The following is a 26,565-nucleotide window of genomic DNA, read 5'->3' as shown; positions in this document are numbered from 1 at the left end:
GGCCCGTCACCACGGCTGTTGACGCCGTCGCGGTACGGCCCGGGCCCAACTCTGGCACAGAGTGTGGCCGCCGGGGGTCGGTTCGGTGAAGGTGATCGGGCCCATCCCGGCCGAGACCGAAAAGGGGCGGGCCGGCCGCAATGCGACCGGCCCGCCGTCGAAGGTGGGGAGAGGTGATGGGACGTCAGTACAGCTCGTGGGCGCGCGGGTGGCGCTGCTGCTCCTGGGTGACGAGGTGGTCCATCACCTCGGGCATCGCCTCGACGCCCCCGGCGTTGGTCGGCGAGGTGCGGTACTCGCCCTGGACCACCACGGTCGGCAGCTCGTTGATGCCGTAGCGGACGAACAGCGCGGCGGCCTCGTCCACGGCCCGCAGGGTGTCCTCGGAGCGGTAGGCCTCGCGGAAGCTCTGCTGGTCGACACCCTGGCGCAGGGCCCAGTCGGTGGCGGTGTCCTCGGTGGTGACGTCCTGCTCGTTGCTGTGGACCGCGCGGAAGGCGGCGGCCTGGAGGCGCTCGACCAGTCCCAGCCGCTCCAGCGTGTAGTAGAGGCGGGCGTGGCCGCGCTGGGCGGTCTCCTCGCGGCTGCCCTGCCAGATGGCCGGGACGCGGCGCAGGTCGACGTCGCCGCGATGCCGCTCGGTCCAGGCCTGGAGCGGCTGTTCGAGCTGCTGGGAGTGACCGCAGTCGTACCAGAAGAACTCGATCGCCTCGGTGCGGGCGCTCTCGCGCACCGGCTGCGGGTGGTCGAGGCGGACGTACTGGGCGCCCTCACGGGGCGACTGGTGGGTGACGGCGCCGGCCTGGACGGGGGATGCGGCGATCCCGGCGGCGACGGCGAGCAGCAGGGTGGTTCGGAGGATCGACTTCACACGGGGCAGTGTGGCGGTGACGGAGTGTCATCGGCCAGGTCGTCCCGGTGCGTCGGGCCGGGATTCGCCCGATCGGCGCACCCGGCCCGGCGCACCGGGACGCGTCAGCCGCGTCCGCCGTCGGGGTCCGCCTTCGCCGCACCGCCGGGCCGGGCAGGTCCGGCGGGTGCGGCAGGTCCGGCAGGTGCGGCAGGTCCGACCGCGCCGCCGCCTCCGCAGACCTCGGCGAACAGCCGCTGCCAGTCGTCGGCCACCACGTCGAGCTCGCAGTGGGCGAGCGCGTGCGCCCGGGCCGCGGCGCCGAGTCCGGCCCGGTCGCCGGCCAGCACCTTGGCCAGCGCCTCGGCGAGGGCCGGCGGGTCGTCGGGGGCGACCAGCGCGCCGGTGACGCCGTCGCGGACCACCGAGCCGACCCAGCCGACGTCCGTGGCCACCGCCGGAAGGCCGGCCAGGGCCGCCTCGATCAGCACCCCGGGCACGCCCTCGCTGTCGCTGCTGAGCAGGACGGCGTCGGCGGCCCGGTAGAGCGGGGCCGGGTCGGCGAGGGTGCCCAGGAAGTGGGCCCGGGCGGCGGCGGGGTGTCGTTCCAGGGCGGAGCGCTGCGGGCCGTCCCCGGCGACGGCGAGTCGGACGTCCGGAAGCCGGCCGAGGGCGTCGAGGGCGAGGTCCAGGCGCTTCTCGGGGGCGATCGCGCCGAGCCAGGCGACCAGCAGCCCGTCCGCGGGCAGGCCGAGCGCGTGCCGGGCGGCGCGGCGGTCGGCCTCGTCGGCGGCCGGCGGGTAGCGGTCGGCGGCGCGGGCGTTGGGGATGGTGCGGACCCGGGCGGCGGGCAGCCGGAAGCGTTCGACGAGCAGTTCCCCGGCCTCGTCGGCGAGGGCCGTGACGGCGGCGGCGCGGTGCAGCAGGGCGCCGGTGCGCAGCCGCCGGACCGGCCCCGCGGTCCAGTGCCGGGGGTCACCGATGGAGACGTAGACGAACGGGGTGCCCGTCCCGGCGAGGGCGAGGGCGCAGGCCGGAAGGGTGGCGGAGCCGTGGGCGACCACCAGGTCGGCGGTGCGGGCGGCGGTGCGCAGGGCGCCGAGGGTGCGCGGGTGGAGCCGGCCGGGGCCGAGCACGGCGGTGGCGCGGGTGTCGGGGGCGTCCGGGCGGGCGTCGGGGTGCGGGGCCAGGGCTCGCAGTGCGGAGGCCTGGCCCCGGCGGCGCAGTTCGCGGTGCAGGTCGCGGGCGAGGTTCTGGGCGCCGCGCCGGCGCGGGTCGGTGATGAGGTGAAGGATGCGGGGGCGGGTTCCGGGTGTCCTGACCGGTGTCGCTTCGGGCATGGCAACGACCTTGGCACAGCCTCCCGTCAGGGACGACCCCTTCGCGCAACCCGGCGGTGGCCCGTTGGTCGGCGTGCGGTCTCCGGGAGGGCGCCGGTCGGGAGCCGTCGTACGCCCCGCCGGTGGTGCACGCGCCCCGTTCCGCGCCGTCGGCCGCCCCCTGAGCGTTCGTCGGCGTCCGGTCCGCGGCGCCCGGCCGGCGGCGCACCCCGCCCCGGTGCCGGTCTGACCGAACCGCTGGCGGGCGCCGTCCGCGACCTGCGATGCTGAGCGGCAGTCAGGGCGCCCTCCCGGCACGGGAGACCGGGGGCGCCCCGGAGGGCGGGGGTTGGCCTGTGCATGTGCTCTATGTGATCGACAGCGTGAGCCGGGTCGGCGGGGCCGAGCAGGGCCTGGTGGCGATGACCCCTCAGCTGGTACGGGCCGGGGTGAAGCTCGACGTCGCGTACCTCAAGGACTCGCCCGGCGGCTTCCAGCCCGAGCTCACCTCGGCCGGGGCCGATGTGTTCGGGGTCGGCCGGCCCACCAGGGGAGGCACCGTCGCCGCGCTGCACCGGCTGGTCCGCGAGCGGCGGCCCGACCTCGTGCACACCACGCTCTACGAGTCGGACGTGCTGGGCCGGGCGGCCGCCCTGGCGGCCCGCACCCCGGTGGTGACCAGCCTGGTCAACGCGGCGTACGGGCCCGAGCACCGGAACGCGCGCGGGCTGAACCCATGGAAGGTGCGGGCCGCGCAGGCGGTGGACGCCACGACCGCGCAGGGCACCCGGCGCTTCCACGCGCTGACCCGGTACGTGGCCGGGGCGATGGCCCGGCGGCTGCGGGTGCCGTCGCAGCGGATCGACGTGGTGCCGCGCGGGCGCGACCCGCAGCTGCTCGGCTCGGTGACGCCGGACCGGCGGGCCGCCGTCCGGACGGCTCTCGACCTGCCGCAGGACGTGCCGGTGGTGCTGGCCGCGGCCCGGCAGCAGTACCAGAAGGGCCTCGACGTCCTGCTGGAGGCCTGGCCGGAGGTGCTGCGGGCGGAGCCGGAGGCGGTGCTGCTGCTGGCCGGCAGCGAGGGCGGCGAGAGCGGGCGGCTGCGGGCGCTGGCCGCGGCGACCCGCGGGGTGCGGTTCCTCGGGCCGCGCGACGACGTGTTCGACCTGATGGCGGCCTCGGACGCGTTCGCGGTGCCGTCCCGCTGGGAGGGGCTCGGCAGCGCGGCGATGGAGGCGATGGGCGTCGGGGTGCCGCTGGTGGCCGCCGATGTGCCGGCCCTGCGGGAGACGGTCGGGTCCGAGGACTACGCCCGGCTGGTGCTGCCGGAGCATCCGGCCGCCCTGGCGGCGGCGCTCACCGACACCCTGGAGGACCGGGCCTCGGCTCGGGTGCGGGCGAAGGCGGCGCGGGCCCGGTTCCTGACCTCGTTCACGCTGCACCAGGTGTCGGCGCAGATGGTGCGGTTCTACGAGCGCTCGCTGCGGCTGCGGACGGTCTGAGCGCACCCGGGCCCGGACGCTCCCGACCGGCCTGCGGCCCGAACGGCTCCGGCAGGCCCGGGGCCCGGGCCCGTCGGCGGCGCGCGCCCCGGCCCGGGTGCGGGCACCCCGCCGCCGACAGCCCGTTCTGTCCGGATCCGGACGGGTCGGCGGCCGGTGTACGCGATCTCCCGGACCAGTATCGCCAAAGCGGTTGCGCCGCACGTCGGGGCTCGGGAAGCATCGCCAGGGGATCCGGCGGGGGCGGCGGTCCGCGTGCGGCGCACGTGAGGTACCACCGGGCCGGACCACGCCGTGGGGAGTACGTCGTTCAGGACGTTGACCGCGAGTCGTCAGGGGGGCGGGTTGCGACATCGGCCGAGGGATCCCACCGTGCCAGCGAGGGTGTGCCGGTCGCACCCCTGGGCGTGACCCGCCCAGCGGTACCCGGACCCGACGTGCTTCCGGACCCGACGTGCTTCCGGACCCGCCGCGCTTCCGGACCCGACATGCTTCCGGACCGGGAGGCGACGGGCGCTGACAGCACCACCGCACCACGAACGCGAGGGGATCCAACCGGTGGAACCGGCAAACCACTTCACCGTCCTGCGGCGCTACTGGCGACTGCTCGCCGGCTGCACGCTCGCCGCGCTGGTCGTCGGCTGGCTGCTGACCCCGGCCGGTGACACGGTGGACAACGCCAGATGGAAGTGCAAGGTCGCGATCACCCCGGTCGCCGGCGCCGGTGACACCGTCCGGGCCGACCAGGTGCTGTCCTACGCCCAGGGCGCGGACGTCGCGGCGGCCGCCGCGAAACAGCTCGGCATCACCGACGCCTCCGAGGTGATCGCCCGCCGGACCGTCACCGCCGACAGCCCCCAGATGCTGACCATCGCCACCACCGGCCCCACCCAGCAGTCCTGCTCCGACCTGGCCACCGCCTACTCCGCCGCGATCATCAAGGGCTACAGCGACGAGTCGGCCCGCAGCGCCGCGGAGACGATCAAGAAGTTGCAGGCCCAGGCGGACGCCCAGCAGCAGCAGTTGAACGATATCCAGGCCCAGTACAACCGCTCCTCCCCCGCCGACCAGCCCAAGCTCCAGCCCAAGCTGACCGCCGCCAACACCTCGCTGACCGTCACCCTCACCACGATCAACAAGCTGGCCAACAGCGCCCAGACCGACGCCATCCAGCAGTGGGGCAGCATCGACGCCCGCCAGGGGGCCGGCAACCTGCTCTCCTCCCCCAGCCGCAGCGTGCGGCTCGGCCTGGCGGTGTTCCTCGGCCTGGCGCTCGGCGTGGTCGCGGCGCTCATGCTCAGCCGGATGGACACCCGGCTGCGCAGCCGCAACGCGGTCGAGGAGGCCTTCAACCTGCCGGTGATCGGGGAGGTGCCGCACCTGTCCCGCCGGCAGCGCCGGGTGCGCGAACCGCTGGTGCGCGCCCGGCCGTCCGACCCGGCCGCCGAGGCCTACCGCTCGCTGCGCTCCACCCTGCTGCTGACCGGCCCGGACTCACTGGCCCGACCGACCGGCGGCGAGGACCGGGATGCGGCGCGCACCGCCGCGCGCCCGCTCACCGAGCCCGCGCCGGTGGTCCTGGTCGCCTCCGGCGGCAGCCGCGACGGCCGGACCATCACCATCGCCAACCTGGCCGCCGCGCTCGCCGAGACCGGCCGCGGCGTCCTCGTCCTGGACTGCGACTTCCGCCACCCGCAGCTGCACCTCCACCTCGGCGTGGGCGACGGCCCCGGGATGGCCGAACTCCTCAGCGGTGAGCGGCTCGACGAGCTGGACGAACTGATCCGGCCGACCAATGTCGCCGGGGTCTCGCTGATCACCGGCGGCAACACCACCGCGTACCCGGCGGCGCTGGTGCTGCGGGCCGGCGATGTGCTGCGGCGCGCCCGGCGGCACGCGGACGTCATCCTGATCGACACCTCCCCGCTGCTGCACGCCAACGACGCCTACGACCTGGTGCAGCACGCGGACGCCGTGCTGGTCACCGTGCGCAGCGGCAATGTCACCCCGGAACAGGCCGACCGGGTGGCCGAGTTGCTCTCCCGGACCGGGGTGCCGGTGGCGGGCGTGGCCCTGCTCGGCACCTACGGCCCCGCCGGCCGGCGGCGGCGCGGGCCCGCGGGCGGCGCCGGGGCGTCCGGACCGGCCGGGCGGGGCGGGCAGCAGCCCCAGTCGCCGCAGCAGGCGGCGGCGCGCCGGTCCGGACCGGCACCGGAGCGGACGTCCGCCCCCGGGCCGGAACGGGCCGCCGAACCGCCCGGGGAGCGTGGCGGCGGGCGGACCACCCCCAGCTGGGCGCGGCGCGCGCCCGGGGAGGACCGTACCGCCGAGAGCCCGAGCGCCGGGTGGGCCGAGCACCGGCCGGGCGGCGTCGGCCCGAACGGCACCGGCCCGGGCAGCGCCAGTCCGAGCGGCACCGGCCCGGGCAGCACCGACCCGAACAGCACCGGCCCGGGCAGCACCAACGGCCACGGGCACGGCGGCGACCAGGGCGAACCGGCGCTGCTGCACGAGGCGGAGGAGCGATGAGCGGGCCATCGGACAAGTCGCCGCGAACAGCGGAGCAGGCGCAGGCGCAGGAGTCGGAGCCGGAACAGGCCCCGGAGCCCGGACCGGCGGACGCCCCCGCGCGGGTGCTCTGGCTGGCCAAGGGCCTCGGCCGCGGCGGCGCCGAGCAGCTGCTGCTCAACTGCGCCCGCCACGCCGACCGTTCGCGCTACCGGATCGAGGTCGCCTACGTCCTGCCGTGGAAGGACGCGCTCGCCCCGGCACTCACCGAGGCCGGAGTGACCGTGCACTGCCTGGGCGGCGTCCCCGGCACCCCGGGCCGGGCCGATCCGTGCTGGCCGCTGCGGCTGCGCCGGCTGCTCGCCGAGCGCCGGTACCACCTGGTGCACACCCACATGCCGGTACCGGCCGCCGCCGCCCGGCTGCTCGCCCCCACCCTGACCGGCCCCCGCCCGCGCCTGGTGCACACCGAGCACAACGTCTGGGAGCGCTACCGCCCGGCCACCCGCTGGGCCAACGCGCTCACCTACCGGCGCAACGACGCGGTGATCGCCGTCTCGCACGCCGTCGCCCGGACCGTCCCGCCCGGCCGGCGCCGCCCCGGCGAGTGGGTCACCGTGGTGCACCACGGCCCCGACCTGGCCGGAGCCCCCGGGGGGCCGGCCGCCCGGGCCGCCGCCCGCGCCGAACTCGGCCTGCCGGCCGAGGCGTTCGTCGTCGGCACGGTCGGCAACCTGACCCCGAAGAAGGACCAGGCGAGCCTGCTCGCCGCCCACGCGGACCTGCTGCGCCGCCACCCCCGGGCCCGGCTGGTGCTGATCGGCGCGGGACCACTGGAGAAGCAACTCCGCAGCCGGGCGGCCGAACTGGGCATAACCGACGCCGTCCTGATGACCGGGTCGCGCCCCGATGTGCCGCAACTGCTGCCCGCCCTGGACGTGTTCACCCTGAGCTCCCGCCAGGAGGGCCTGCCGGTCGCCCTGATGGAGGCGATGACCAGCGGCCTTCCCTCGGTGGTCACCCGGGTCGGCGGCATGCCCGAGGTGCTGGACGACGGCGAGCAGGGCTACCTCGTCCCGCCCGGCGACCCGTCCGCGCTGGCCGACGCGTTCGCCCGGCTGGCCGAGGATCCCGACCTGCGCTCCCGGCTCGCGACCGCCGCCCGGGAGCGCTCCGAGCGCTTCGACGTGGCGGGCGCCCAGCGCGCCGTCGAGGCGGTGTACGCACGGGTCCTGCGGCACTGAGCGGACATTCCGCACCCGGAGAACTCCGGAGCACCGACGTTTCCCCGTTGACCTCCGACCACCGACCACGACCACCGATGGGAGAGCGAGTCCGGACGTGAGCGCCCTGCCCGCCCCCGCCGAGCTGACCTTCCGCCCGCCGGCCGAACCCGACCTCCCCGCCGTGCTCGACCTGCTCACCGCCTCCCTGGCGGGTGGACCCACCGGCACCCGAACCGCCGAGTTCTTCGCCTGGAAGCACCTCCGCAACCCCTTCGGTGCCAGCCCCGGGCTGCTCGCCGAGACCGCCGACGGCCGGCTGGCCGGGATCCGCCTCTTCCTGCGCTGGCAGTGGCGGGCGGGCGGCGCGGACGGCCGCCCGGTCAACGCCGTCCGGCCCGTGGACACCGCCACCCACCCGGACTTCCAGGGTCGCGGCATCTTCCGCCGGCTCACCCTGGACCTGCTCGACCAGGTCGCCGGGGACACCGAGCTGGTGTTCAACACGCCCAACGGCAACAGCCTGCCCGGCTACCGGAAGATGGGCTGGCAGGAGCTGGGCCGGGTACCGGTCGCGGTCCGCGCCGTCCGCCCGGCCGCCTTCGCCAGGGGCGCGCGCGCCGCCCTCGCCCGCCGTCCGGCCGCCGACCGGACCGGCCCTCCGGACTGCCGACTGCCCACCGCCGCGGCCTGGTTGGCCGACGCGGCGGCGACCGGCTCGGACGGCCCGCTGGCCGAACTGCTGCGCGAACGCGCCGCCGCCGACGCCGCCGACCGCCGGCTCGCCGTCCACCGCACGCCGGAGTTCCTGCGCTGGCGGTACGGCGAGGCCCCCGGCCTGGACTACCGGGTGCTCACCGTGCACCGCGGCGAGGAGCTGACCGGCCTGGCCGTCGGCCGGCCCCGACGGCGCGGCCCGCTGGCCGAGTTCACCCTCGCCGACCTGGTGGTCCGCCCCGGCGACCGGGACAGCGCCGTCCGGCTGCTGCGCGCCGCCGCCCGCGAGTCCGGCTGCGACCACGTCGCCACCCACCTCTCCCCCGGCACCGAGGCCGCCGACGCGGCGCTGCGGGCCGGCTACCTGCGGGCCCCGCGCACCGGGATGACCCTCGCCGCCCGCACCCCGGCCGGCGCCACCCCGCTCACCCTGGCCGACTGGCGGTTCAGCCTCGGCGACCTGGAGGTGTTCTGATGGCGGGGCCGCCCGGCGAACCGGGCGCGGCGGGCCAGCCGGGCGCAGCGGGCGCAGTGGGTGAACCGGGCGGGACGGGCGCCGCGACGGCGGTGCTCCGGCGCGTCCCCTGGCCGTCCGCCCTCGCCGCCGCCCTGGTCACCGGCTACGTCACGCTCTTCGTGCTCGCCTCGGTGCACACCTCCTACGACACCTGGGGCGCGCTGCTGATCCTCCCGGCACTGATGGCGATCAGCACCCCGCTGCTGGCCCGGATCGCGGCCGCCAACCCGGAACGGGACGTCTTCCGGCTGCTGCTGCTGGCGATGACCGCCAAACTGCTCTGCGCCTTCCCCCGCTACCTGATGGCCTTCGTGCTGTACGGGGGCGCGGCCGACGCCAAGATGTACCACCAGAAGGGCAGCGAGCTCGCCGGCTACCTTGACCAGGCCGACCTGCTCGGCGGCGTCCACTACGACCTGGGCATGAAGGTCGCCGGCACCGGCTTCGTCATCATCGTCACCGGCATCGTGTACGCGATCACCGGCCCCTCGCTGATCGGCGGCTTCCTGGTCTTCTCCTGGCTGGGCTTCTGGGGCCTGCTGCTGTTCTGGCGGGCGCTGCAGATCGCCTTCCCGGAGGCGGACACCCGGAAGTACGCCAAGCTGGTCTTCTTCCTGCCCTCGCTGCTGTTCTGGCCCTCCAGCATCGGCAAGGACGCCTGGATGATGTTCTGTCTGGGCCTCACCACCTACGGCACGGCGCGGCTGCTGGACCGGCGGTTCGGCGCCTTCCTCTGCATCGCACTGGGCTCGGTGGGCACCGCGATGGTCCGCCCGCACGTCACCGCGCTGGCCGGGGCCGGGCTGATGGTCGCGTACGTACTGCGCCGGCGTCCGCGGCAGGTCAGCGCGCTGGGGCCGCTGCGCACCATCCTGACCGCCGTGGTGCTGGGCGCGATGGCGGTGCTGATGCTCCAGCAGGTCTCGACCTTCTTCGGCACCGACGGGACCGGCGGCGACGCCGTCAACCAGGTGCTCTCGGAGACCTCCAGACGCACCAGCCAGGGTAATTCGATGATCAACGCGACCGCGCCCGAGGACGCCTCGCCCCAGTTCAGCCTCAATCCGGCGGGGCTGCCGGTCGCGGTGGTCAGCGTGCTGTTCCGGCCGTTCCCGTTCGAGGCGTCCAACATCCAGAACCTGATCCAGTCGGTGGAGTGCTTCGCCCTGCTGGTGATGTTCGTCCGGGCCTGGCCCCGGCTGTCCCGGCTGCCCCGGCTGTTCGTGCAGCGCTCGTACGTGGCCTTCGCCGCCGTCTACACGCTGCTGTTCTGCTGGGCCTTCTCGACCATCAACAACATGGGCATCCTGTCCCGCGAACGGGTCCAGGTACTGCCGCTCGCCCTGGTGCTGCTGGTCCTCCCGGCCGCCACCGCGAGCCGGGGGAGCACCGCCGCCCGCCGGCCGCCACCGGTCTGGCGGGTCCCGCCCGGGCAGTGGGGCGCCCGGCGGACATCCGAGCCGCCGTCCTCCGCCGTCCCGCCGTCCACCGTGCCACCGCCGTCCACCGCCTCTCCGGCGTCCACCGTGGCACCGGCCTCCACCGCCCCACCACCGTCCACCGTGTCACCGTCACCGTCAACGTCCCAGGGGGGATCGACCGCGCCATGACCACCGACACCCTTGCCCTGCCCGCCGCCCTCGGCGGCACTCCCGCCTTCCCCGACGGGCTGCCGCTCACCCGGGTCCAGGTGCCCGACCGCGCCGCGCTGCTGGAGCGGCTCGGCACCGTGCTCGACAGCGGACAGCTCACCAACGGCCGTACCGTCGCCGAACTGGAGGAGTCCGCGGCCGCGCTGCTGGAGGTGCCGCACGTGGTGGCGGTCTCCAACTGCACGACCGGACTGATGCTGGTGCTCCAGGCCGCCGAGGTGGACGGCGGCCGGGCGGTGGTGATGCCCGGATTCACCTTCTCCGCCACCGCGCACGCCGCGCACTGGGCCGGCGGCACCCCGGTGTTCGCCGAGGCCCGTGAGCGGGACATCACCCTCGACCCGGAGGACGCCGCCGTCCGGCTGGCCGCCGCCGACCGCCCGGCCGCGCTCATGGCCACCCATGTCTACGGCACACCCTGCCAGGTCGAGCGCCTCCAGGAGGTCGCCGACGCCGCCGGGGTGCCGCTGGTGTACGACTCCGCGCACGGCTTCGGCAGCCGCCGCAAGGGCGTGCCGATCGGCAACTTCGGCTACGCCGAGGTGTTCTCGATGAGCCCCACCAAGGTCGCGGTGGCCGGCGAGGGCGGCCTGGTCGCCACCCGGGACGCCGCACTCGCCCGGCGGCTGCGCACCGCCCGCGACTACGGCAACCCGGGCGACTACGACACGCTGTTCCCGGGCCTGAACGCCCGGATGAGCGAGCTGCACGCCGCCGTCGGCCTCAACTGGCTGGCCGGACTGCCCGAGCGGGTGGCCCACCGGGGCGCACTGGTGGCCGAGTTCGCCGCCGTCACGGCCGGCCTCCCGGGGCTGCGGCTGGCACTGCCGGAGGAGGGGGACATCTCCACCTTCAAGGACCTCACGCTCATCCTGGACGCCGCCGCGTTCGGCCTCGACCCGCGCCAACTCGCCGATGCCCTGCGGGCGGAGGGGATCGACTCGCGGCGCTACTTCCACCCGCCGGTGCAGCGTCAGCGGGCCTACGCCCACCTCGGCCAGGCCGAGGGACTGCCGCTCACCGACCGGCTCGCCGACTCGGTGCTCACCGTGCCGCTGTGGTCCCAGATGGAGGCGCCGACGGTCCGCCGGATCGCCGAGGCGGTGGCCCGGATCCAGCCGTACGCGGAGCGTCTGCGCTCCGCCTGATCCGACCGCACCGGACCGCGTCGCCGTTACGCGGATCGGGTGAACGCGGTTGGACCGCGGGTGCCCCCGGTCGGCAGGATGTCCGGCCGGGGCCCGTGGTCCCGCCCCACCTTCCCCGTACGGATTTGGAGTTCCCGGTGCTCAAGGGATTCCGCAGCTTCCTGCTGCGTGGAAACGTCGTCGACCTGGCGGTCGGCATCGTGATCGGCGCGGCCTTCACGGCCGTGGTCACCGGGTTCGTGACGGCCTTCCTCACCCCGCTGATCGGGGTCGCGACCGGCGCGGTCGGCGACTTCACCCTGAAGACCTTCGACGTGGCCGGCACCCGGTTCCCGTACGGCGTCTTCATCAACGCGCTGATCAGCTTCCTGCTGGTCGCCGCGGTGATCTACTTCATCGTGGTGGTGCCGGTCGGCAAGCTCCAGGCGCGACTCGACGGTGACAAGCCGGCGCCGGTCGCCAAGGCGGACTGCCCGGAGTGCCTGAGCACGATCCCGGTCGCGGCGGTGCGCTGCTCGTTCTGCACCTCCGAGGTGGCCGGACTGCCGGGCTTCCCCGCCCAGAGCGGTGCCGCCCCCAGGCCGGCCCCGGTGCACTGAGCGGACGCGGACGGCAGCCCGGTGGCCGTTCGATGGCCACCGGGCGACGGCCCGGAGGCGGTCCGGCGGCAAGTCGGGGGCAAGTCGGGGGTGTTGCAGCGGCGTTCAGCGGCTCCGGCCGGACGCGAGCGGTGCCGGGCGGGCCGGACCCGGCCCCTGGCCGATCCCTGCCCATTCTCTGCCCGGTCCGGACAAACCCCGCGAAAGCTCTGATGGGGACTTTATCCCCGAAACATTCACGAGCCCCCGCCGCGCCGTCGGCGGGGGCTCGAATGCGCCGGTACACGCCCTGCCCGCAGAAGTTTCTTCGACAGTCCCCGAACCGTCCACCACCCCGTCACCGCACGGGGCTTCGGCGACCGCGTCCGGCCCCCGTTCGAGCCCTCGGAGCGGGCGGCGGGTGGCCGGAAGTCATCGCCAATTTGTCCGTTCTTACTACTTTCGAAACCTTTGTTCGGGCGAAGCTTGTGTAAACACTCGAACTGCTCCGCCTCCCAGTCTCCTCAGTGGGCTCGTTGTGGGCTTACCGTATGCCCCATGACCTCGCCCCGCTCCTACGACGGAGTCGGCTACCCCTCTCCGTCCTTCTCCTCCGGCACGCCCATCTACGACAGCCTCGTCGCAGAGCGCGGTGTCCCGCAGATCGCGCCCATCAATGTGCCGGCCGCCCTGCCGCCGGCCCTGTCGACCGGTTACGGATCCGGCCTCTCCGGCCAGTCCTACGAGAACCGGTACGGCTCCGGGTACGACAGTCCCGGTGGCAACCTCCCCGCCCTGCCGCCGGCCCGCCTCGCCCTGGGCCCCGGCCCGAGCAGCACCCCCTCCGGTCCGGCCACCACGTACATCCCGGCGCAGCCCGCCCCCGCGTACGCCGCCGCGCCCCAGCCGGCGGTCCCCGGGTACGGCGCTCCGCAGCCCTACCTGCCGGGGCAGCGCCCGCAGGCCCCGGGTCAGGGCTTCACCCAGGCCTCCACCGGCGGGTACCAGCCCTCCGGCGGCCAGAGCTTCGGCGGCCAGAACACCTTCGTCGGCGGCAACGGCGGACAGCAGACCTTCGGCGCGCAGCCGGCCGGTCAGCACGGCGCGGCCGGCCAGCCCCAGGGCGGCCCGCAGTCCTTCGGCGGTCAGCAGTCGTTCGGCGGCCAGCAGGGCTTCGGCGGCCAGGGCGGTCCGCAGGGCGGCTTCGGCGGCCCCGCCGACCAGTCCTTCGGCGGCGCCCAGCTGCGTCCGGCCGTCACGCCGGTCGCCCCGGTCCGCCCGATGCAGCCGCAGCGGCCCGGCCCGTACGGCGAGCACGGCCAGTACCAGCAGGGCTACCAGCCGCAGGCCCAGGGCTACTGACACCACCCCGGACCGGACCCCACCCGGCCCGGACCCGCACCACCTGAGCACCACCCGGCGCGCACCGAACGACGCCGGGCGTACGGAGAAACGGGTCATCCACGGACCGCCCGGAACGCCGCCCCACCCGGGCGGTCCGTGCGCGTTCGGGCAGCGTGTCGGGGCAGCCTGTCGCGGCACCGCCGCCGGCGCCTTCCGGCCGCACGGGTCCGGCCCCAAGTCCGGCCTCGGGTCCGCCTCGGGTGCGACCTCGGGTCCGGCCGCCGTCCGACCAGGACTCACCTGCGGACGGTTCGAACGGGGCTGGCAGGATGGAGCAATGCAGCTCACCGGACTCCACGTCTACCCCGTCAAGTCCATGTACCGCCTGAGCCCCGGAAGCGCCCAGGTCGAACCGTGGGGCCTGGCCGGCGACCGCCGCTGGATGCTCGCCGACGCCACCGGCCGCTTCGTCAGCCAACGCGAGAACGCCTCCCTCGGCCAGGTCCGCACCGAACTCACCGCGGCCGGCGCGCTCGTCCTCACCACTCCCGGCGGTTCCCGCGCCGAGATCGCCGCCCCCTCGGTCACGGTCGGCGACCGGCGCACCGAGGTCGAGGTCTGGGGCACCCGCTTCCACGCCGCCGAGGCCGCGAAGGAGGCCCAGCTGTGGATCGCCGAGCAGCTCGGCGACTACCGGCTGGTGCACCTGGACGACCCGCGCGCCCGGCCCGTCGACCCGGACTTCTCCTCGCCGGGCGACACCGTCTCGATGGCCGACGGCTTCCCGCTGCTGCTCACCACCACCGCCTCGCTGGCCGAGCTCAACGCCCTGATCGCCGCGGAGCAGCCGGACGGCCACGAGATCCTGCCGATGGAGCGGTTCCGCCCCAATGTGGTGGTCTCCGGGAGCGAGTCCTGGGCCGAGGACGGCTGGCGCCGGATCCGGATCGGCGGACTGACCTTCCGGGTGGTCAAGCCCTGCGGGCGCTGCGTGGTCACCACCACCGACCAGGAGAGCGGCGAGCGGCGCGGCCCGGAGCCGCTGCGCAGCCTGGCCCGGCACCACCGGCTGCTGAAGAAGGCCGCGTTCGGGCAGAACCTGATCCCGGAGCGGCCGGCGGGTGTCGAGGGCGACGTGCTGGGCACGCTGCGGCTCGGCGACGAGGTCGAGGTACTGGAGGACGGCATGCGGTGGCCGTCCGACCGACTGCTCTGACCGGCCTGGCCGTTCGGCCGCCGCGGGCGGCGGTCGGGCGGCGGTCGGGCGGCGGCCGGGAGGGGCGGCGCTCCCGGCGCACGGGGCGGGCGCCCATGCGCGCTTCCCGCACCCGCCGCTTTCCCGCAACAACTGCTCCCCCGGCACCCGGCCGGTTCCGCACCCGTGTCCCGGAACCGGAACTGTGCGCACTCGTTGAAGCATGTGGTGAACCCGCGACGGCCCCCGGCCCCGCCCGCCACCGAGCGGGGCCGAACGGCGGGAGCAGCCGTGCGGGCGCGCTACGGTGGGCGGACGACCCGCGCACCCCGTGCGCCGCGTCCGGGCGAACGGCGCCCGCGTGCGTCCGGTCCGCAGATCGCCGGCTCGATGAAGGTGGGGACAACGAACCGTCATGGCTGAGCACAGGGTCCGGGTCACTCAGGACAGCGCATCCCGCTGGCGGCGCCGCGCCGGCGAGTACGACACGCTCACCGAGGCCCTGGCGGCCGCCGAACCCGGCGACACGGTCACTGTGCGGTCGGGCACCTACCGGGAGAACGTGGTCGTGGACAAGGCGGTCACGATCGTCCCCGCCCAGGGCCCCGGCACCGTCCGGATCGACCCGCCCGGCGGCGTCCCGCTCACCGTGACGGCCTCGGCCACCGTCCAGGACCTGGTGATCGAGGGCAGCGAACGGTCCTCCCCCGCCGTGCTGGTGACCGGGGCGGACGCGGCCCCCTCCTTCACCGGCTGCCGGGTCGAGACCCGCTCCGCCGCCGGGATCGAGGTCACCGACGGCGCCCGGCCGACCCTCAGGGGCTGTGTGGTGGCCAATCCGGCCGGGCTCGGACTGCGGCTGCGCGGCCCCGGCACCGCGGCGGCGTTCGAGGACTGCGAGGTGTCCGCCGCCGGCCAGGCCGGACTCGCGGTGCTCGGCGGCGCGACCGCCGCGCTGGAGCGCTGCCGGGTCCACCACGCGACCGGCGCGGGCGTCCTGCTCTCCGACCCGGGCAGTGCCGCCGAGTTGACCGGCTGCGAAATCTACGAGATCCGCGGCAGCGGGGTACAGGCCGAGGCCCAGGCCGGCGGACGGCTGGTCGACTGCGACATCCACCGGGTCACCGGCAACGGGCTCACCCTCGACGGCGAGGCCGAACTCGTACTGACCGGCTGCCGGGTGCACGACCTGCCGGAGAACGCGGCCGACCTGCGCGGCCGGGCCCGGCTCAGCCTCGTCCACTCCACGGTGCGGGACTTCGGGCGCGGCGCGCTCTCGGTCTGGGACCAGGGCACCGAGGCGAGCGCGGAGTCCTGCGAGATCCACAGCTCGAACGGCGAGTACCCGGCGCTGTGGGTCAGCGACGGCGCCCGGCTCACCCTCACCGACTGCGCCCTGCACGACCTGCCGGACGCCCTGTTCGTCCTGGACCGCGACTCCGCCGCCGTCGCCGAGGGCTGCTCGTTCAGCCGGATCCGCAGCTCGGCGGTGTCCGTCAGCGGTGGCGCCACGGTGACGCTCAGCGGCTGCCGGGTGCAGGAGGCGGGCACCGGGCTGTGGTTCCGCGACCACGGCAGCGGGGGCGTGCTGACCAAGTGCGAGATCTCCGACGTGGCGACCGGGGTGATCGTCACCAAGGGCGCCGACCCGGTGTTCCGGGACTGCACCGTCCGGGCCGGCTCGGACGCCGGCGTCTACGTCTCCGCCCAGGGCCGGGGCACCTTCGAGGACTGCCGGGTCTCGCACGGCAAGGGCTTCGGCTTCCACATCATCGACGGCTGCCGCACGGTGCTGACGCGCTGCCGGGCCGAGCAGAACGAGCGGGCCGGCTTCGAATTCTCCGAACCCGGCCCGGTGGTGGAGGGCTGCACCTCGGACGACGTGGCGGCCACGCCGTCCCCGGCCACCGAGATCCCCGGCCCGCGCGCCCGACTCGCAGCTACCACCGGGTCCTTGGCCTCCGCCGCGCCGGCGGTGATCGGGCCGATCCCGGACTGCCGGCCCGCCGACGAGGCGCTGGCGGAGCTCGACGGGCTGGTCGGCCTGGCCACCGTCAAGCAGGAGGTCCGGACGCTGATCGACCTCATCTCGGTCGGCCGGCGGCGCCGGCAGGCCGGCCTCAAGGCGCCCTCGCTGCGCCGCCATCTGGTCTTCACCGGCGCCCCCGGCACCGGGAAGACGACGGTGGCACGGCTCTACGGCGAGATCCTCGCCTCGCTCGGGGTGCTCCAGCGCGGGCACCTGGTCGAGGTGGCCCGGGTGGACCTGGTCGGCGAGCACATCGGCTCCACCGCGATCCGCACCGCCGCCGCCTTCGACCGGGCCCGCGGCGGCGTGCTCTTCATCGACGAGGCGTACACGCTCGCACCCGAGGACGGCGCCCGCGACTTCGGCCGCGAGGCGATCGACACCCTGGTGAAGCTGATGGAGGACCACCGGGACGAGGTGGTGGTCATCGTGGCCGGCTACACCGCCGAGATGGAGCGGTTCCTGGGCGCCAACCCCGGGGTCTCCTCCCGCTTCTCCCGGACCGTCACCTTCCCCGACTACACGGCCGAGGAACTGCTGGAGATCGCCCGGGCCCAGTGCGCCGAGCACGAGTACGCGATGGCCGACGCCACCGCACTGGCGCTGCTGGAGCACTTCGCCGGCATCGAGCGCGGTCCGGCCTTCGGCAACGGCCGGGCCGCCCGCCAGGTCTTCGAGACCATGGTGGAGCGGCACGCCATGCGGGTGGCCCAGCTCGACGACCCGTCCACCGAGGACCTCCAGCTGCTCGTCCCCACCGACCTTCCCGCAGCCCGACTGCCGTAGCGCGGGCGGGCGGTGGGGGACGGGCGCCGCAGCGCCGCCGCGTCGCCGTGCCGCCGTGCCGCCGGTCAGCCCGTCCAGGTGCCGCCGGTCGGCCCGTCCGGGCGCCGCCGCTCAGCCCGTCCAGGCGCCGCCGGCCAGGAAGGACTCAAGACCGGCCCGGTAGGGCGCGATGTCGATGCGCTCCCCCGCCAGCCACTCGTCCGCGTAGTACTTGTCGAGGTAGCGGTCGCCCGGGTCGCAGAGCAGGGTGACCACGCTGCCGCGCTCCCCCGCCGCCCGCATCTCGGCGACGATCCGCAGCGCGCTCCACAGTCCGGTGCCGGTGGACGCGCCCGCCTTCCGGCCGAGCACCCCGTCCAGGACCCGGACGGCGGCGATCGAGGCGGCGTCCGGGACCTTCATCATCCGGTCGATCGCCCCGGGTACGAAGCTCGGCTCCATCCGGGGCCGGCCGATCCCCTCGATCCGCGAACCCCGGTCGCACACCGCGTCCGGGTCCTCCCGCACCCAGCCGTCGAAGAAACAGGAGTTCTCCGGGTCCGCGACGCAGATCCGGGTGTCGTACTGCATGTAGTGGACGTACCGGGCGATGGTCGCCGAGGTGCCGCCGGTCCCGGCGGTGGCCACGATCCAGGCCGGCTCGGGGTGCGGCTCCAGGCGCAGCTGGGCGAAGACCGACTCGGCGATGTTGTTGTTGCCGCGCCAGTCGGTGGCCCGCTCGGCGTAGGTGAACTGGTCCATGTAGTGGCCGCCGGTCTCCTCGGCGAGCCGGGTCGAAGCCTCGTACACCTCGTCGGGCCGGTCCACCAGGTGGCACTCGCCGCCGTGGAACTCGATCAGGTCGATCTTGGCCTGGCTGGTGGACTTGGCCATCACCGCGATGAACGGCACCCCGACGAGCTGGGCGAAGTACGCCTCGGAGACGGCGGTGGAGCCGCTGGACGCCTCGATGACCGGCTTGCCGGGGCGGATCCAGCCGTTGCAGAGCCCGTAGAGGAAGAGCGAGCGCGCCAGCCGGTGCTTGAGCGAGCCGGTGGGGTGGGTGGACTCGTCCTTGAGGTACAGGTCGATGCCCCATTCGGCGGGCAGGGGGAAGCGCAGCAGGTGGGTGTCGGCCGAGCGGTTCGCGTCCGCGTGGACCTTGCGGACCGCCTCCTTGAGCCAGCTCCGGTACTCCGGGTCGGTACGGTCGACGTCGACGGTCGGTTCGGTCCCCATGGCCTGCCACTCTCCTCGTGCGAGTTCTTCGAAGCCCCCCTCCGATGCGCTCACTACGAGTGTACGAGTGTCACGATAAGTGACATTATGCGAAGCCCCAGGCTCCGCTTATCGACCGCCGGGACCGACGGCCCAGGAGGGCGACAGGCACGCCGCCTGGCCCCTAGCCCGCCTGCACCGACTGCGGGTCGGCCAGGTACGGGCGCCAGCCGAGTTCCGCCGCCCCGGCCAGCGCGCTGTGCGCCAGCCCGGCGCCGACGATCGGCACCCGGCCGCTGCGCCCCCAGAGGCTGCGGTCGGCGACCACCGCCCGCAGCCGGTCCGGCGCGGCCTCCAGGAGGTCGCGGTGCAGCCCGCTGAGCACCACCCGGTCCGGGTTGAGGATGTTGGCGACCCCGGCGAGCCCGAGCCCGAGCCGGTCGATGACGTGCTCCACGGCCGCCCGGGCCCGCTCGTCGACGGCGGCGGACCGGCAGAGCTCACCGGCCTGGTCGAGCAGCGGCCGCCGCGGGTCCGGCGTCAGACCGGCGGCGGCGAACAGCGCGTCCGGGTCGGTCTCGGAGTTGAGGCAGCCCCGGTTGCCGCACTGGCAGGGGCGACCCTGCGGATCGACGGTCAGATGCCCGACCTCCAGGGCGAGTCCGGCGCTGCCGGTGTGCAGCCGCCCGTCGATGACCAGCGCGCCGCCGACCCCGCGATGGCCGGAGGTGACCAGCAGCAGGTGCCGGGCGCCCCGTCCGGCACCGTGCCGGTACTCGGCGAGGGCGGCCAGGTTGGCGTCGTTGGCGATCGAGGTGGGCAACGGGTCGAACGCCCCCGGGCCGTGGTCGGCGCGCCCGACCTCGACGTCGTACAGGTCCGCGACGGGGGTGCCGCTGGGCCAGGCGAAGTGCAGCGCGGCCAGTGCCGTGCCGTCCGGTTCGGTGACCGGGTTCGGCAGGGCGAGCGCCGTGCCGAGGCAGCGGCGGTCGGTGGCGCGGGCGAGTTCGGCGCCCGCCTGGGCCACCGCGCGCAGCATCCGCACCGGGTCGGTGGCGGCGGGCAGCGGCAGGTGGACCGGCGGGTCGAGCAGACCGCCGAGGCCGGCCAGGGTGACGCTCAGGCCGTCGGCGTGGATCTGCCCGGCGACCACCACGGGGCCCGCGGGGTCGATGGCGAGCCGGTGCGAGGGACGGCCCCGGCCGCCGCCGGCCGGGCGGGAGTCGACCGTGATCAGCCCGAGCGCCTCCAGTTCGGCGGTGACGGCGCCGGCGGTGGCCCGGGTGACGTCGAGCGCGCGGGTGAGGGCCGAGCGGGTCGGGGTCTGTCCGGTGTGGATCAGCTGGAGCGCCGGACCGAGCAGCGTCCGGCCGCGGTCGGGGGCCGCGCGGCGGTGGGCGTCGCGCTGCGCGTCCGGTTCGGCCCCGGTCCCGGGCTTCGGACTTGAAGGTGAGAGCTGCACGTCCCTATTCTTACTTTGTGCCGCTCCGAAACAAAATTCGTCCCCATGCCCCCGCCGACCGGCCGTCCCCCCAGTCTCGCAGCATCGCCGCCCGATCCCGCACCCTCCCCACGTCCGCCCTCTCCTCCTGGGGCGGCGCCCGGCTCGCCCTGACCGCCTTCTTCGCCGTCGACGGCCTGCTCTTCGCCGCCTGGGTCGTCCGGATCCCGGACATCCGCAACCAGGTCAGCGCCTCGCACGGGGCGCTCGGCCTCGCCCTGCTCTGTGTGTCGGCGGGCGCCGTGGCCACCATGCCGGCCGTGAGCCGGCTCTGCCTGCGCTACGGCTCCCGGCCGATCACCGTCGCCTCGCTCGCCCTGCTCGCGGTCGCCGTCCCGCTGCCCGCGCACACCCACTCGGTGCCCGCGCTCGGCGGCGTCCTGCTGCTCTTCGGCGCCGGCTACGGCGGGGCGAACGTCGCCATGAACAGCGCCGCCGTCGAGATCGTGAGCGAGCTCGGCCGCCCCGTCATGCCCAGCTTCCACGCCGGCTACAGCCTCGGCGGCCTGCTCGGCGCCGGTGCGGGCGGCCTGCTCGCCGGCACCCTGACGGCCGCCCAGTGGCTCGCGACCGCCGGACTGCTCGGCCTCGCGGTCACCGCGCTCGCGGGCGCCGCCCTGCTCCGCAGCCCCGCCGCACGACCGGTCGGCACCGCGTCCACCGCCGCTCCCTCCGGCGGCACCGCCGCCGGCGCCGGCCGCCTGCTGGTCCTGCTGCTCGGCCTCACCGCGTTCTGCACCGCGTACGGCGAGGGCGCCGTGGCCGACTGGACCACCGTGCACCTGACGGACGACGTCCACGCCGGCGCGCAGGTGGCCGCCGCCGGTTACGTGGCCTACGCGCTCGCCATGACCACCGGGCGGATCGGCGGCACCTGGCTGTCCGTACGGCTCGGCCAGCACCGGGTGATGCTGCTCGGCGGGTTCACCGCGGCGGCCGGGATGCTGCTGGCCGCGCTCGCCCCGCCGGTCCCGCTCGCCCTGGCCGGATTCGTGCTGGTCGGGCTCGGCCTGGCCAACCTCTTCCCGCTCGCCATCGCCCGGGCCGGCGCCGCCGGCGGCCCCCGGGGCGTCGCCCTCGCCTCCACGCTCGGGTACGGCGGCATGCTGATCGGCCCGCCGGTGATCGGCTTCCTGGCCGACGCGACCAGCCTGCCGCTCGCCCTCACCACGGTCGCGGTCGCGGCCGTCGTCGCCGCCCTGCTCCCGCTGGCGGTCCGGCGACACTGAACCGCCCACCCGCCATCCCCGCCCTGCGGGAACACCCGGTCCCCGCCGGGAGGCTCCCCCGTGCCGCCGGGCCCGTGCGAGGATCGCGCCATGACGAACAGCACCGGACCGGTCCAGCTCCTCCGCGCCGCCGAACGCCCGGCCACGGCCTGGCGCAACGGCGGCGGGGTGACCAGGGAGGTCGCCGGGTACCCGGCCGGTGCTGGGCTGGACGACTTCGAGTGGCGGGTCAGCCTCGCCGACGTCGCGGCGGCCGGCCCGTTCTCCGTCTTCCCCGGAGTGGACCGGGTGATCACCCTGGTCGAGGGCCCGGGGATGGCCCTGACCGTGGACGGCACCGAGCACGTCGTCGACGCGCCGTTCCGCCCGTTCGCGTTCCCGGGTGACGCGGCCACCGACTGCCGGCTGCTCGGCGGCCCGCTGGTCGACTTCAACGTGATGACCCGACGCGGCCGTGCCACCGCCGAGCTGACCCTCGCGACGGAGCGCCGACCGCTCACGGTCGCCGCGGACACCACCGTGCTGCTGGTCTGCCTGTCCGGCACCGCGACTCTCGACGCCACCGCCCTCGCCCGCTACGACGCCGCCCTCCTCACCACCCCCGCCACCCACACCCTCGCCCCCGCCGGCACCACCGCCGTGCTCACCCTGCGCGCCTCTGTCGGTTAGCGAACACCCGCTCCACCTCCCGCTCGTCGGCCCCTGGATCTCGGCCGCCCTCCACCCGCAGCTCAGGGTGAACGACAGGCCGGCGGTCAACGCCGCGCCCCGCTCCGGGCGCCGCCGGTGTCCCGCGCGGCTCCGTGCTCCCGAGGTGTGGTGCTGTTCCTCGTCCGGGTGATCCCACTACACCAACGGGTGCATGCCAGGGGCGGAGACGCGCAAGTTCGATCACCGACGGCAGCAGTCGCCATACGCTCGGTAAGACGGAGGTCGCCTCGGCCATACCCGTTGGCCCTGAGGCGTCGTCCGTTGTCCTGTCATGGTCTGGATGGAGTTGTTCGATGGCGGATTCAGTCAACTACCCCGGCGTCTCCCTGGGGGACGTCTCGTCGAGCCTGTCGGTGTCTTCCGGCGCGACCGCGGTGCCGCTGTTCATCGCCGACTTCGGTACGGCGTTCGAAGGTGTGGTCCGGGTCGACGGCTGGTCCGAACTCGCCGAGGCTGCCGGTGAGGGGGCCACCTCCGGGGAGAGCGGCGAAGTGCTGCGCGGGTACTTCGTGAACGGGGGCGGGGGCTGCTACCTGGCCAACACCGCCGGCACGACCCTGCAGAAGGTGCTGGCCTCGGCCGAGTCCTGCGGCGAGGTGACGATCCTGGTGCCGCTCGGCCTGTGGGACGGCGGCGCCGACGCGGCCGGCGAGACGGTCAGGGCGGTGACCGCCTACGCGGCCGCCCACCAGGCGATGGCCGTCCTGCACGCAGGCCGGGACCACACCGCCCGGGACGCTCGCGACGCGGCGAGGGCGTTCAAGCTGGACGCCGACCAGAGCGCGCACGCGGCCCTCTACCACCCGTGGCTGATCCCGCCCGGGGCCGGCGCTCAACCGGTGCCGCCCGTCGGCGCGGTCGCCGGGGTCTACTGCCGGGTCGATTGTGAGCGCGGTGTGTGGAAGGCGCCGGCGAACGTCATGGTGGACGGCGGTCTGCGCCCGTCCCAGGCGGTGACCGACACGGAGCAGGGCGACGCGCAGCCGGTCAACATCCTGCGCGAGTTCACGGGCCGGGGCACGAACGTCTGGGGCGCCCGCACCCTCGACGAGACCGACCCCCAGTGGAGGTTCATTCCGGTGCGGCGGCTGGCGGACACGGTGACGCGCGACCTGCAGAAAGCGCTCGCCCCGGTGGCGTTCGAGCCGAACAACCAGCCGATGTGGGAGAAGCTGCGGGCGGCGGCGGACAACTACCTGCACGGCATCTGGAGGCAGGGCGGCCTGCAGGGGAACTCGCCGCAGGAGGCCTACTTCGTCCAGATCGGCCGGGGCGTCACCATGACCGATGAGGACGTCACGGCGGGCAGGGTCGTCCTGAAGGTCGGCCTCGCCGCGGTACGCCCGGCCGAGTTCATCATCCTGACCATGACCGGGACCGCGGTTCAGGTCTGACAGCCCGAGGCTGCCATCGACGGCGGCGCCGCGCGGCCGAGTGTCCGTGCGGCCCGCACCGACACCCCGGCGCACCGGGCCGCCGCGCGGGAAGTCGGACGGACCGACGTCCCGCGCGGCGGCTCCCGGCGGGCGCGACCCCGCCGGGAGCCGCCCCGGTGGCGGCGGCCTCAGCCGCAGAGCACCGGCGTGGCACGGGCCGGGTCGAGTGCGTTGGTGACCAGGTGCAGCGCGGTGGGCGCGAAGGCGACGGCCACGTGCTCGGCGAGCGACAGCGGGCAGTGCGCCTGGACCACCTCGTTGTCCACGGCCGCCGCACCGGCGCCGCCCGCACCGTCCAGGAACTGGCTCCGGTAGGGCGTGACGACCTCGTCGTAGACCGTGGAGACCACGGTGTAGCGCACCCCCGGGACGGTGTCCGGCCTGGTGGCCATCCGCCGGTTGAAGTCGGAGCCGACCGCCTGGTCCCGGCAGGCCGCGCAGGCCGTGTAGACCAGTTCGGCGACGCGCGGGAAGTACGGGGCGAGGTTGGTGATGCCGTCCAGCGTGGTGCCGTGGTTGGACGGCGCGAGAGCGACCAGCTTGCCGACCTTGGCCGCGCCGCCGAGGAACTTCAGGTAGTAGTTCGGCAGCATGCCGCCCTGCGAGTGGCCCACGAGGTCGACCTCGGCCGCGCCGGTCGCCCCGCGCACCAGGTCGACGAAGCGGCCGAGTTGGGCCGCCGAGTCGGCGACCGGGCCGAGCCCGCCGATCGGCAGCAGCAGCCCGCTGCCGGACGAGGTGATGCCGGGCACCGTGCCGTAGTCCAGGGCGAAGACGCAGTAGCCCAGGCTCTTCAGCAGCGGCGAGAGCACCAGCCAGTTCTCGTACCGGTTGGCGAAGGTGCCGTGCACCAGGACCACCGGGTTCGGGTGGGCGGCGGTCGGCCGGCAGGTCCAGTCGTTGGCGCCGGGCGGCGAGGCCACCGTGTCACCGTCGGGCGGGAGTTCACCCGCGGCGGCCGGGGCCGGGACCACAGCCCGAGTGGAGGCGGTGGGGGCGGCGGCGGACGCGGTGGGGGTCGCGTCCGCCGCCCGTGCCACACCGGCGGGGGTGCCGGCGAGCAGCGCGCCGGCCAGGAGCGCCGCACCAGCAGCCCCAAGGGGCTTGCGGCGCAACGACCTTGCGGCGGAGCGGAGAAGTGGGGTTCTCAACGGTTGCCTCCGGAGCGGAAGTTTGTTACCAACAGGTAACCCGAGTGCCTCCATCCTGCGGTCGCCCCTCCGGCCTGGGCCTCGGACGGCTTCCAGACCTCGACGGAGTTCTCTGTGACCGGTCACAATCCACCCCCCACCGCCGCCGGTTGGCGGATCCCGGTGATCGGCGGCACCGCCGCCGACCAGCGGCTGCTGAGTGCCGTACCGGAGTTGGCCGAGGCCGTGGTCGCCGCGCTGCTGGACCGGGTGCCGGCCTACCGCCGCTTCCCCCGCGAACTGGCCACCGGCGAACTGGTCCCGGTCGCCGCCCGCCGGATCCGCGCCCTCGCCCACGCCGTCCGCACCGGACTGCCCGCCCCCGAGGGCGAGTTCGCCGCCGTCCGGGAGGCCGCCGCCCGGCGCGCCGAGGAGGGCGTGCCGCTGGACGCCGTGCTGTTCGCCCACCACCTCGGCCTGGAGGTCTGCTGGGAGCTGGTCACCCGGCACGCCGACGACGGTGACGCCGCCGACCTGCTGCTGCTCAACCGGCTGATGCTCAACCACCTGCGCCGGGCCGCCGCCGCGACCTGCGCCGGATACCTGGAGGAGGGCCGCGGCGACGCCGACGAACGGCGGGCCGCCCGAGGGGCCCTGGTCACCGCGCTGCTGGACGGCACACCCGTCGAGGCCGAGTCGGCGGCCACCCGGGCCGGGATCGGCCTGCCGCCCGCGTACGCGGTGCTGCGCCTCGCCGTCGCCGAGCATCCCGACGAGTGCTCCCCGGACGTCGACCGGGCGGTGGCGGGGCACCGCAAGCTGCGCCGGCTGCGCACCGAACTCGACCACGCCACCCGGCAGTCGGCGCTGTCCGCGCTCACCGCCGGCGGCGGTGTGGTGCTGGTCCCGTTGGAGCACGACCCGGAGGCCGTGCCCGAACAGGTCTGGGAGCGGCTGGCCGAGACCCTGCGGCGCATCGCGCGCGCGGCCGGCGTCGCCGTCCGGGCAGGCGGCTCGGCCTCGGTGCCCGCCGAGGTCCCGGCGGCGGCGGCGCTCGCGGCGGAGGTCCTCGAGGTCGCCCTGGCCGTCGGGCGGGCGCCCGGCCTGCACCGGCTGGACGACCTGCTGGTCGAGTACCAGCTCAGCCGGCCCAGCCGGGCCCGGTCGCGGCTCGCCTCACTGCTCGCCCCGCTGGACGAAGCGGGCGAGTTGCTCACCACCCTGCGGGTGCACCTCGCCGGCGGTCTCAGCAGACGCCACACGGCCCAGGTGCTCCATCTGCACCCCAACACCGTGGACTACCGGCTCCGCCGGATCGCCGTCCGCACCGGCCTGGACCCCACCCGGCCCGCCGACCTGCCCCGGATCACGGCCGCCCTCGCCGCCCGCGACGCCGAACGCGCCGCGGCGGGACAGGCCCCGGCCGCCCGGACCAGCCCCTAACCGCCGGGCCTGGCCTTCCAGTCCTGGACCAGCAGACCGAGCAGCACCTCGTCCAGGAACTCGCCCATCACCCAGGCCGCGGAGCGCAGCACGCCCTCCCGGACGAAGCCGTTGCCCTCGGCGGCGCGCAGCATCGCGGTGTTGTCCGCGAGGGTCTCGACCTGCAGCCGCCGCAGGCCGCGGACAACGAAGCCGTAGTGGCACAGCACCGCGACCGCCTCGGTGCCGTGGCCGCGGCCCCGGGCGGAGGGGCGCAGTCCGAGCCCGATGTGCGCGGAGCGGTTGTGGCTGTCGATACCCCACAGGTTCGCACTGCCGAGGAGCGCGCCGCCGTCGAGGTCCACCACGGAGAACGACACGATCGCGTCGTCCTTGCGGTCCAGTGAGACCCGGGACTCCTTCGAGCCGGGCGGGATCGGCCGCCACGGTGCGCTCTCGACCCGCGAGGAGTTGGCGACGTCGTCGTGGAGCTCGGTCAGCAGTACCGGGATGTCGTCCTCGTGCCGGGCCCGCAGCCCGATCTTCTCGCCTCGAAGCATGCGAGTTTCCT

The 26,565-nt window shown here is 75.2% G+C and carries 20 protein-coding genes; 14 read left to right on the top strand and 6 right to left on the bottom strand.

The window, feature by feature from the left end:
- Positions 1–184 precede the first annotated feature (184 nt).
- Together SM793_RS28250 and SM793_RS28245 are read right to left on the bottom strand one after the other, a co-directional pair.
- Positions 185–871, bottom strand: a complete 687-nt coding sequence (locus tag SM793_RS28250; protein WP_320441117.1) for a thiol:disulfide interchange protein DsbA/DsbL — start codon at positions 869–871, stop codon at positions 185–187.
- A 104-nt stretch (positions 872–975) separates the two neighbouring features.
- The gene (locus SM793_RS28245) at positions 976–2,190 is read right to left on the bottom strand and encodes a glycosyltransferase family 4 protein (protein WP_320441116.1); all 1,215 of its coding nucleotides are present in this window, start codon (positions 2,188–2,190) and stop codon (positions 976–978) included.
- Positions 2,191–2,540: 350 nt separating this feature from the next.
- Here SM793_RS28245 and SM793_RS28240 point away from each other — a divergent pair, with 350 nt between their 5' ends.
- The 10 genes from SM793_RS28240 (at position 2,541) to SM793_RS28195 (ending at position 17,368) form a co-directional block, all read left to right on the top strand.
- Positions 2,541–3,671 (top strand): glycosyltransferase family 4 protein, encoded by a 1,131-nt coding sequence (locus SM793_RS28240; protein ID WP_320441115.1) that lies wholly within the window; start codon positions 2,541–2,543, stop codon positions 3,669–3,671.
- Positions 3,672–4,229: 558 nt separating this feature from the next.
- Complete coding sequence (locus SM793_RS28235) at positions 4,230–6,200, top strand: hypothetical protein (RefSeq protein WP_320441114.1); 1,971 nt, start codon at positions 4,230–4,232, stop codon at positions 6,198–6,200.
- Positions 6,197–7,423 carry a glycosyltransferase gene (locus tag SM793_RS28230; RefSeq protein WP_320441113.1) on the top strand — a complete coding sequence of 409 codons (1,227 nt, stop codon included), beginning with the start codon at positions 6,197–6,199 and terminating at the stop codon, positions 7,421–7,423. The genes SM793_RS28235 and SM793_RS28230 overlap by 4 nt, the downstream gene beginning before the upstream one ends.
- 97 nt (positions 7,424–7,520) lie before the next feature.
- Entirely contained in the window at positions 7,521–8,594 is a 1,074-nt protein-coding gene (locus tag SM793_RS28225; protein ID WP_320441112.1) for a GNAT family N-acetyltransferase, read from the top strand.
- Entirely contained in the window at positions 8,594–10,246 is a 1,653-nt protein-coding gene (locus SM793_RS28220) for a hypothetical protein (protein WP_320441111.1), read from the top strand. Before SM793_RS28225 ends, SM793_RS28220 begins: the two co-directional genes overlap by 1 nt.
- Positions 10,243–11,436, top strand: coding sequence for a DegT/DnrJ/EryC1/StrS family aminotransferase (locus SM793_RS28215; RefSeq protein ID WP_320441110.1), 1,194 nt, complete (start codon positions 10,243–10,245; stop codon positions 11,434–11,436). The genes SM793_RS28220 and SM793_RS28215 overlap by 4 nt, the downstream gene beginning before the upstream one ends.
- Before the next feature lie 137 nt (positions 11,437–11,573).
- Complete coding sequence (gene mscL / locus SM793_RS28210; RefSeq protein ID WP_320441109.1) at positions 11,574–12,035, top strand: large conductance mechanosensitive channel protein MscL; 462 nt, start codon at positions 11,574–11,576, stop codon at positions 12,033–12,035.
- A gap of 537 nt (positions 12,036–12,572) precedes the next feature.
- Positions 12,573–13,376 (top strand): DUF6643 family protein, encoded by an 804-nt coding sequence (locus SM793_RS36510; protein ID WP_413816052.1) that lies wholly within the window; start codon positions 12,573–12,575, stop codon positions 13,374–13,376.
- A gap of 319 nt (positions 13,377–13,695) precedes the next feature.
- A complete protein-coding gene (locus SM793_RS28200; protein ID WP_320441108.1) occupies positions 13,696–14,574 on the top strand; it encodes an MOSC domain-containing protein in 879 nt (292 codons plus the stop codon).
- Between the two features lie 394 nt (positions 14,575–14,968).
- Positions 14,969–17,368 (top strand): right-handed parallel beta-helix repeat-containing protein, encoded by a 2,400-nt coding sequence (locus SM793_RS28195; RefSeq protein ID WP_320441107.1) that lies wholly within the window; start codon positions 14,969–14,971, stop codon positions 17,366–17,368.
- Positions 17,369–17,479: 111 nt separating this feature from the next.
- On the opposite strand, the gene SM793_RS28190 is transcribed toward SM793_RS28195, so the two are convergent.
- Both SM793_RS28190 and SM793_RS28185 read right to left on the bottom strand, forming a co-directional pair.
- Positions 17,480–18,586 carry a PLP-dependent cysteine synthase family protein gene (locus SM793_RS28190; protein WP_320441106.1) on the bottom strand — a complete coding sequence of 369 codons (1,107 nt, stop codon included), beginning with the start codon at positions 18,584–18,586 and terminating at the stop codon, positions 17,480–17,482.
- 163 nt (positions 18,587–18,749) lie between these two features.
- Positions 18,750–19,928 carry an ROK family protein gene (locus SM793_RS28185; protein ID WP_320441129.1) on the bottom strand — a complete coding sequence of 393 codons (1,179 nt, stop codon included), beginning with the start codon at positions 19,926–19,928 and terminating at the stop codon, positions 18,750–18,752.
- 116 nt (positions 19,929–20,044) lie between these two features.
- On the opposite strand from SM793_RS28185, the gene SM793_RS28180 reads away from it, so the two are divergent.
- From SM793_RS28180 to SM793_RS28170, 3 genes are all read left to right on the top strand, one after another.
- Positions 20,045–21,295, top strand: a complete 1,251-nt coding sequence (locus SM793_RS28180; RefSeq protein WP_413816051.1) for an MFS transporter — start codon at positions 20,045–20,047, stop codon at positions 21,293–21,295.
- A gap of 90 nt (positions 21,296–21,385) precedes the next feature.
- Positions 21,386–21,964, top strand: coding sequence for a HutD family protein (locus SM793_RS28175; protein WP_320441105.1), 579 nt, complete (start codon positions 21,386–21,388; stop codon positions 21,962–21,964).
- Between the two features lie 335 nt (positions 21,965–22,299).
- Complete coding sequence (locus SM793_RS28170; protein WP_320441104.1) at positions 22,300–23,400, top strand: phage tail sheath family protein; 1,101 nt, start codon at positions 22,300–22,302, stop codon at positions 23,398–23,400.
- A gap of 170 nt (positions 23,401–23,570) precedes the next feature.
- Here the strand turns inward: SM793_RS28170 and SM793_RS28165 are convergent, their stop codons facing one another.
- Positions 23,571–24,482, bottom strand: a complete 912-nt coding sequence (locus SM793_RS28165) for an esterase/lipase family protein (RefSeq protein ID WP_413816053.1) — start codon at positions 24,480–24,482, stop codon at positions 23,571–23,573.
- A 225-nt stretch (positions 24,483–24,707) separates the two neighbouring features.
- Between SM793_RS28165 and SM793_RS28160 the strand changes: the two genes are divergently transcribed.
- Entirely contained in the window at positions 24,708–26,015 is a 1,308-nt protein-coding gene (locus tag SM793_RS28160; RefSeq protein ID WP_320441103.1) for a helix-turn-helix domain-containing protein, read from the top strand.
- On the opposite strand, the gene SM793_RS28155 is transcribed toward SM793_RS28160, so the two are convergent.
- Positions 26,012–26,554 (bottom strand): GNAT family protein, encoded by a 543-nt coding sequence (locus SM793_RS28155; protein ID WP_320441102.1) that lies wholly within the window; start codon positions 26,552–26,554, stop codon positions 26,012–26,014. The two genes, SM793_RS28160 and SM793_RS28155, sit on opposite strands and share 4 nt — an antisense overlap.
- Between the last annotated feature and the right edge of the window lie 11 nt (positions 26,555–26,565).

Origin of the sequence: Kitasatospora purpeofusca, assembly GCF_034043715.1 — a bacterium.
In the GTDB taxonomy this organism is placed as follows: domain Bacteria; phylum Actinomycetota; class Actinomycetes; order Streptomycetales; family Streptomycetaceae; genus Kitasatospora; species Kitasatospora purpeofusca_A.
Note: the sequence above shows the minus strand (reverse complement) of the source record. Positions and strands in the feature narration are given on the sequence as shown.

Bases quoted from the DNA above. Each gene is read 5' to 3' on its own strand.
- SM793_RS28245 (WP_320441116.1), bottom strand. From the start codon at position 2,190: ATGCCCGAAGCGACACCGGTCAGGACACCCGGAACCCGCCCCCGCATC.
- SM793_RS28230 (WP_320441113.1), top strand. From the start codon at position 6,197: ATGAGCGGGCCATCGGACAAGTCGCCGCGAACAGCGGAGCAGGCGCAG.
- SM793_RS28220 (WP_320441111.1), top strand. From the start codon at position 8,594: ATGGCGGGGCCGCCCGGCGAACCGGGCGCGGCGGGCCAGCCGGGCGCA.
- SM793_RS28215 (WP_320441110.1), top strand. From the start codon at position 10,243: ATGACCACCGACACCCTTGCCCTGCCCGCCGCCCTCGGCGGCACTCCC.
- SM793_RS36510 (WP_413816052.1), top strand. From the start codon at position 12,573: ATGACCTCGCCCCGCTCCTACGACGGAGTCGGCTACCCCTCTCCGTCC.
- SM793_RS28200 (WP_320441108.1), top strand. From the start codon at position 13,696: ATGCAGCTCACCGGACTCCACGTCTACCCCGTCAAGTCCATGTACCGC.
- SM793_RS28195 (WP_320441107.1), top strand. From the start codon at position 14,969: ATGGCTGAGCACAGGGTCCGGGTCACTCAGGACAGCGCATCCCGCTGG.
- SM793_RS28190 (WP_320441106.1), bottom strand. From the start codon at position 18,586: ATGGGGACCGAACCGACCGTCGACGTCGACCGTACCGACCCGGAGTAC.
- SM793_RS28175 (WP_320441105.1), top strand. From the start codon at position 21,386: ATGACGAACAGCACCGGACCGGTCCAGCTCCTCCGCGCCGCCGAACGC.
- SM793_RS28170 (WP_320441104.1), top strand. From the start codon at position 22,300: ATGGCGGATTCAGTCAACTACCCCGGCGTCTCCCTGGGGGACGTCTCG.
- SM793_RS28155 (WP_320441102.1), bottom strand. From the start codon at position 26,554: ATGCTTCGAGGCGAGAAGATCGGGCTGCGGGCCCGGCACGAGGACGAC.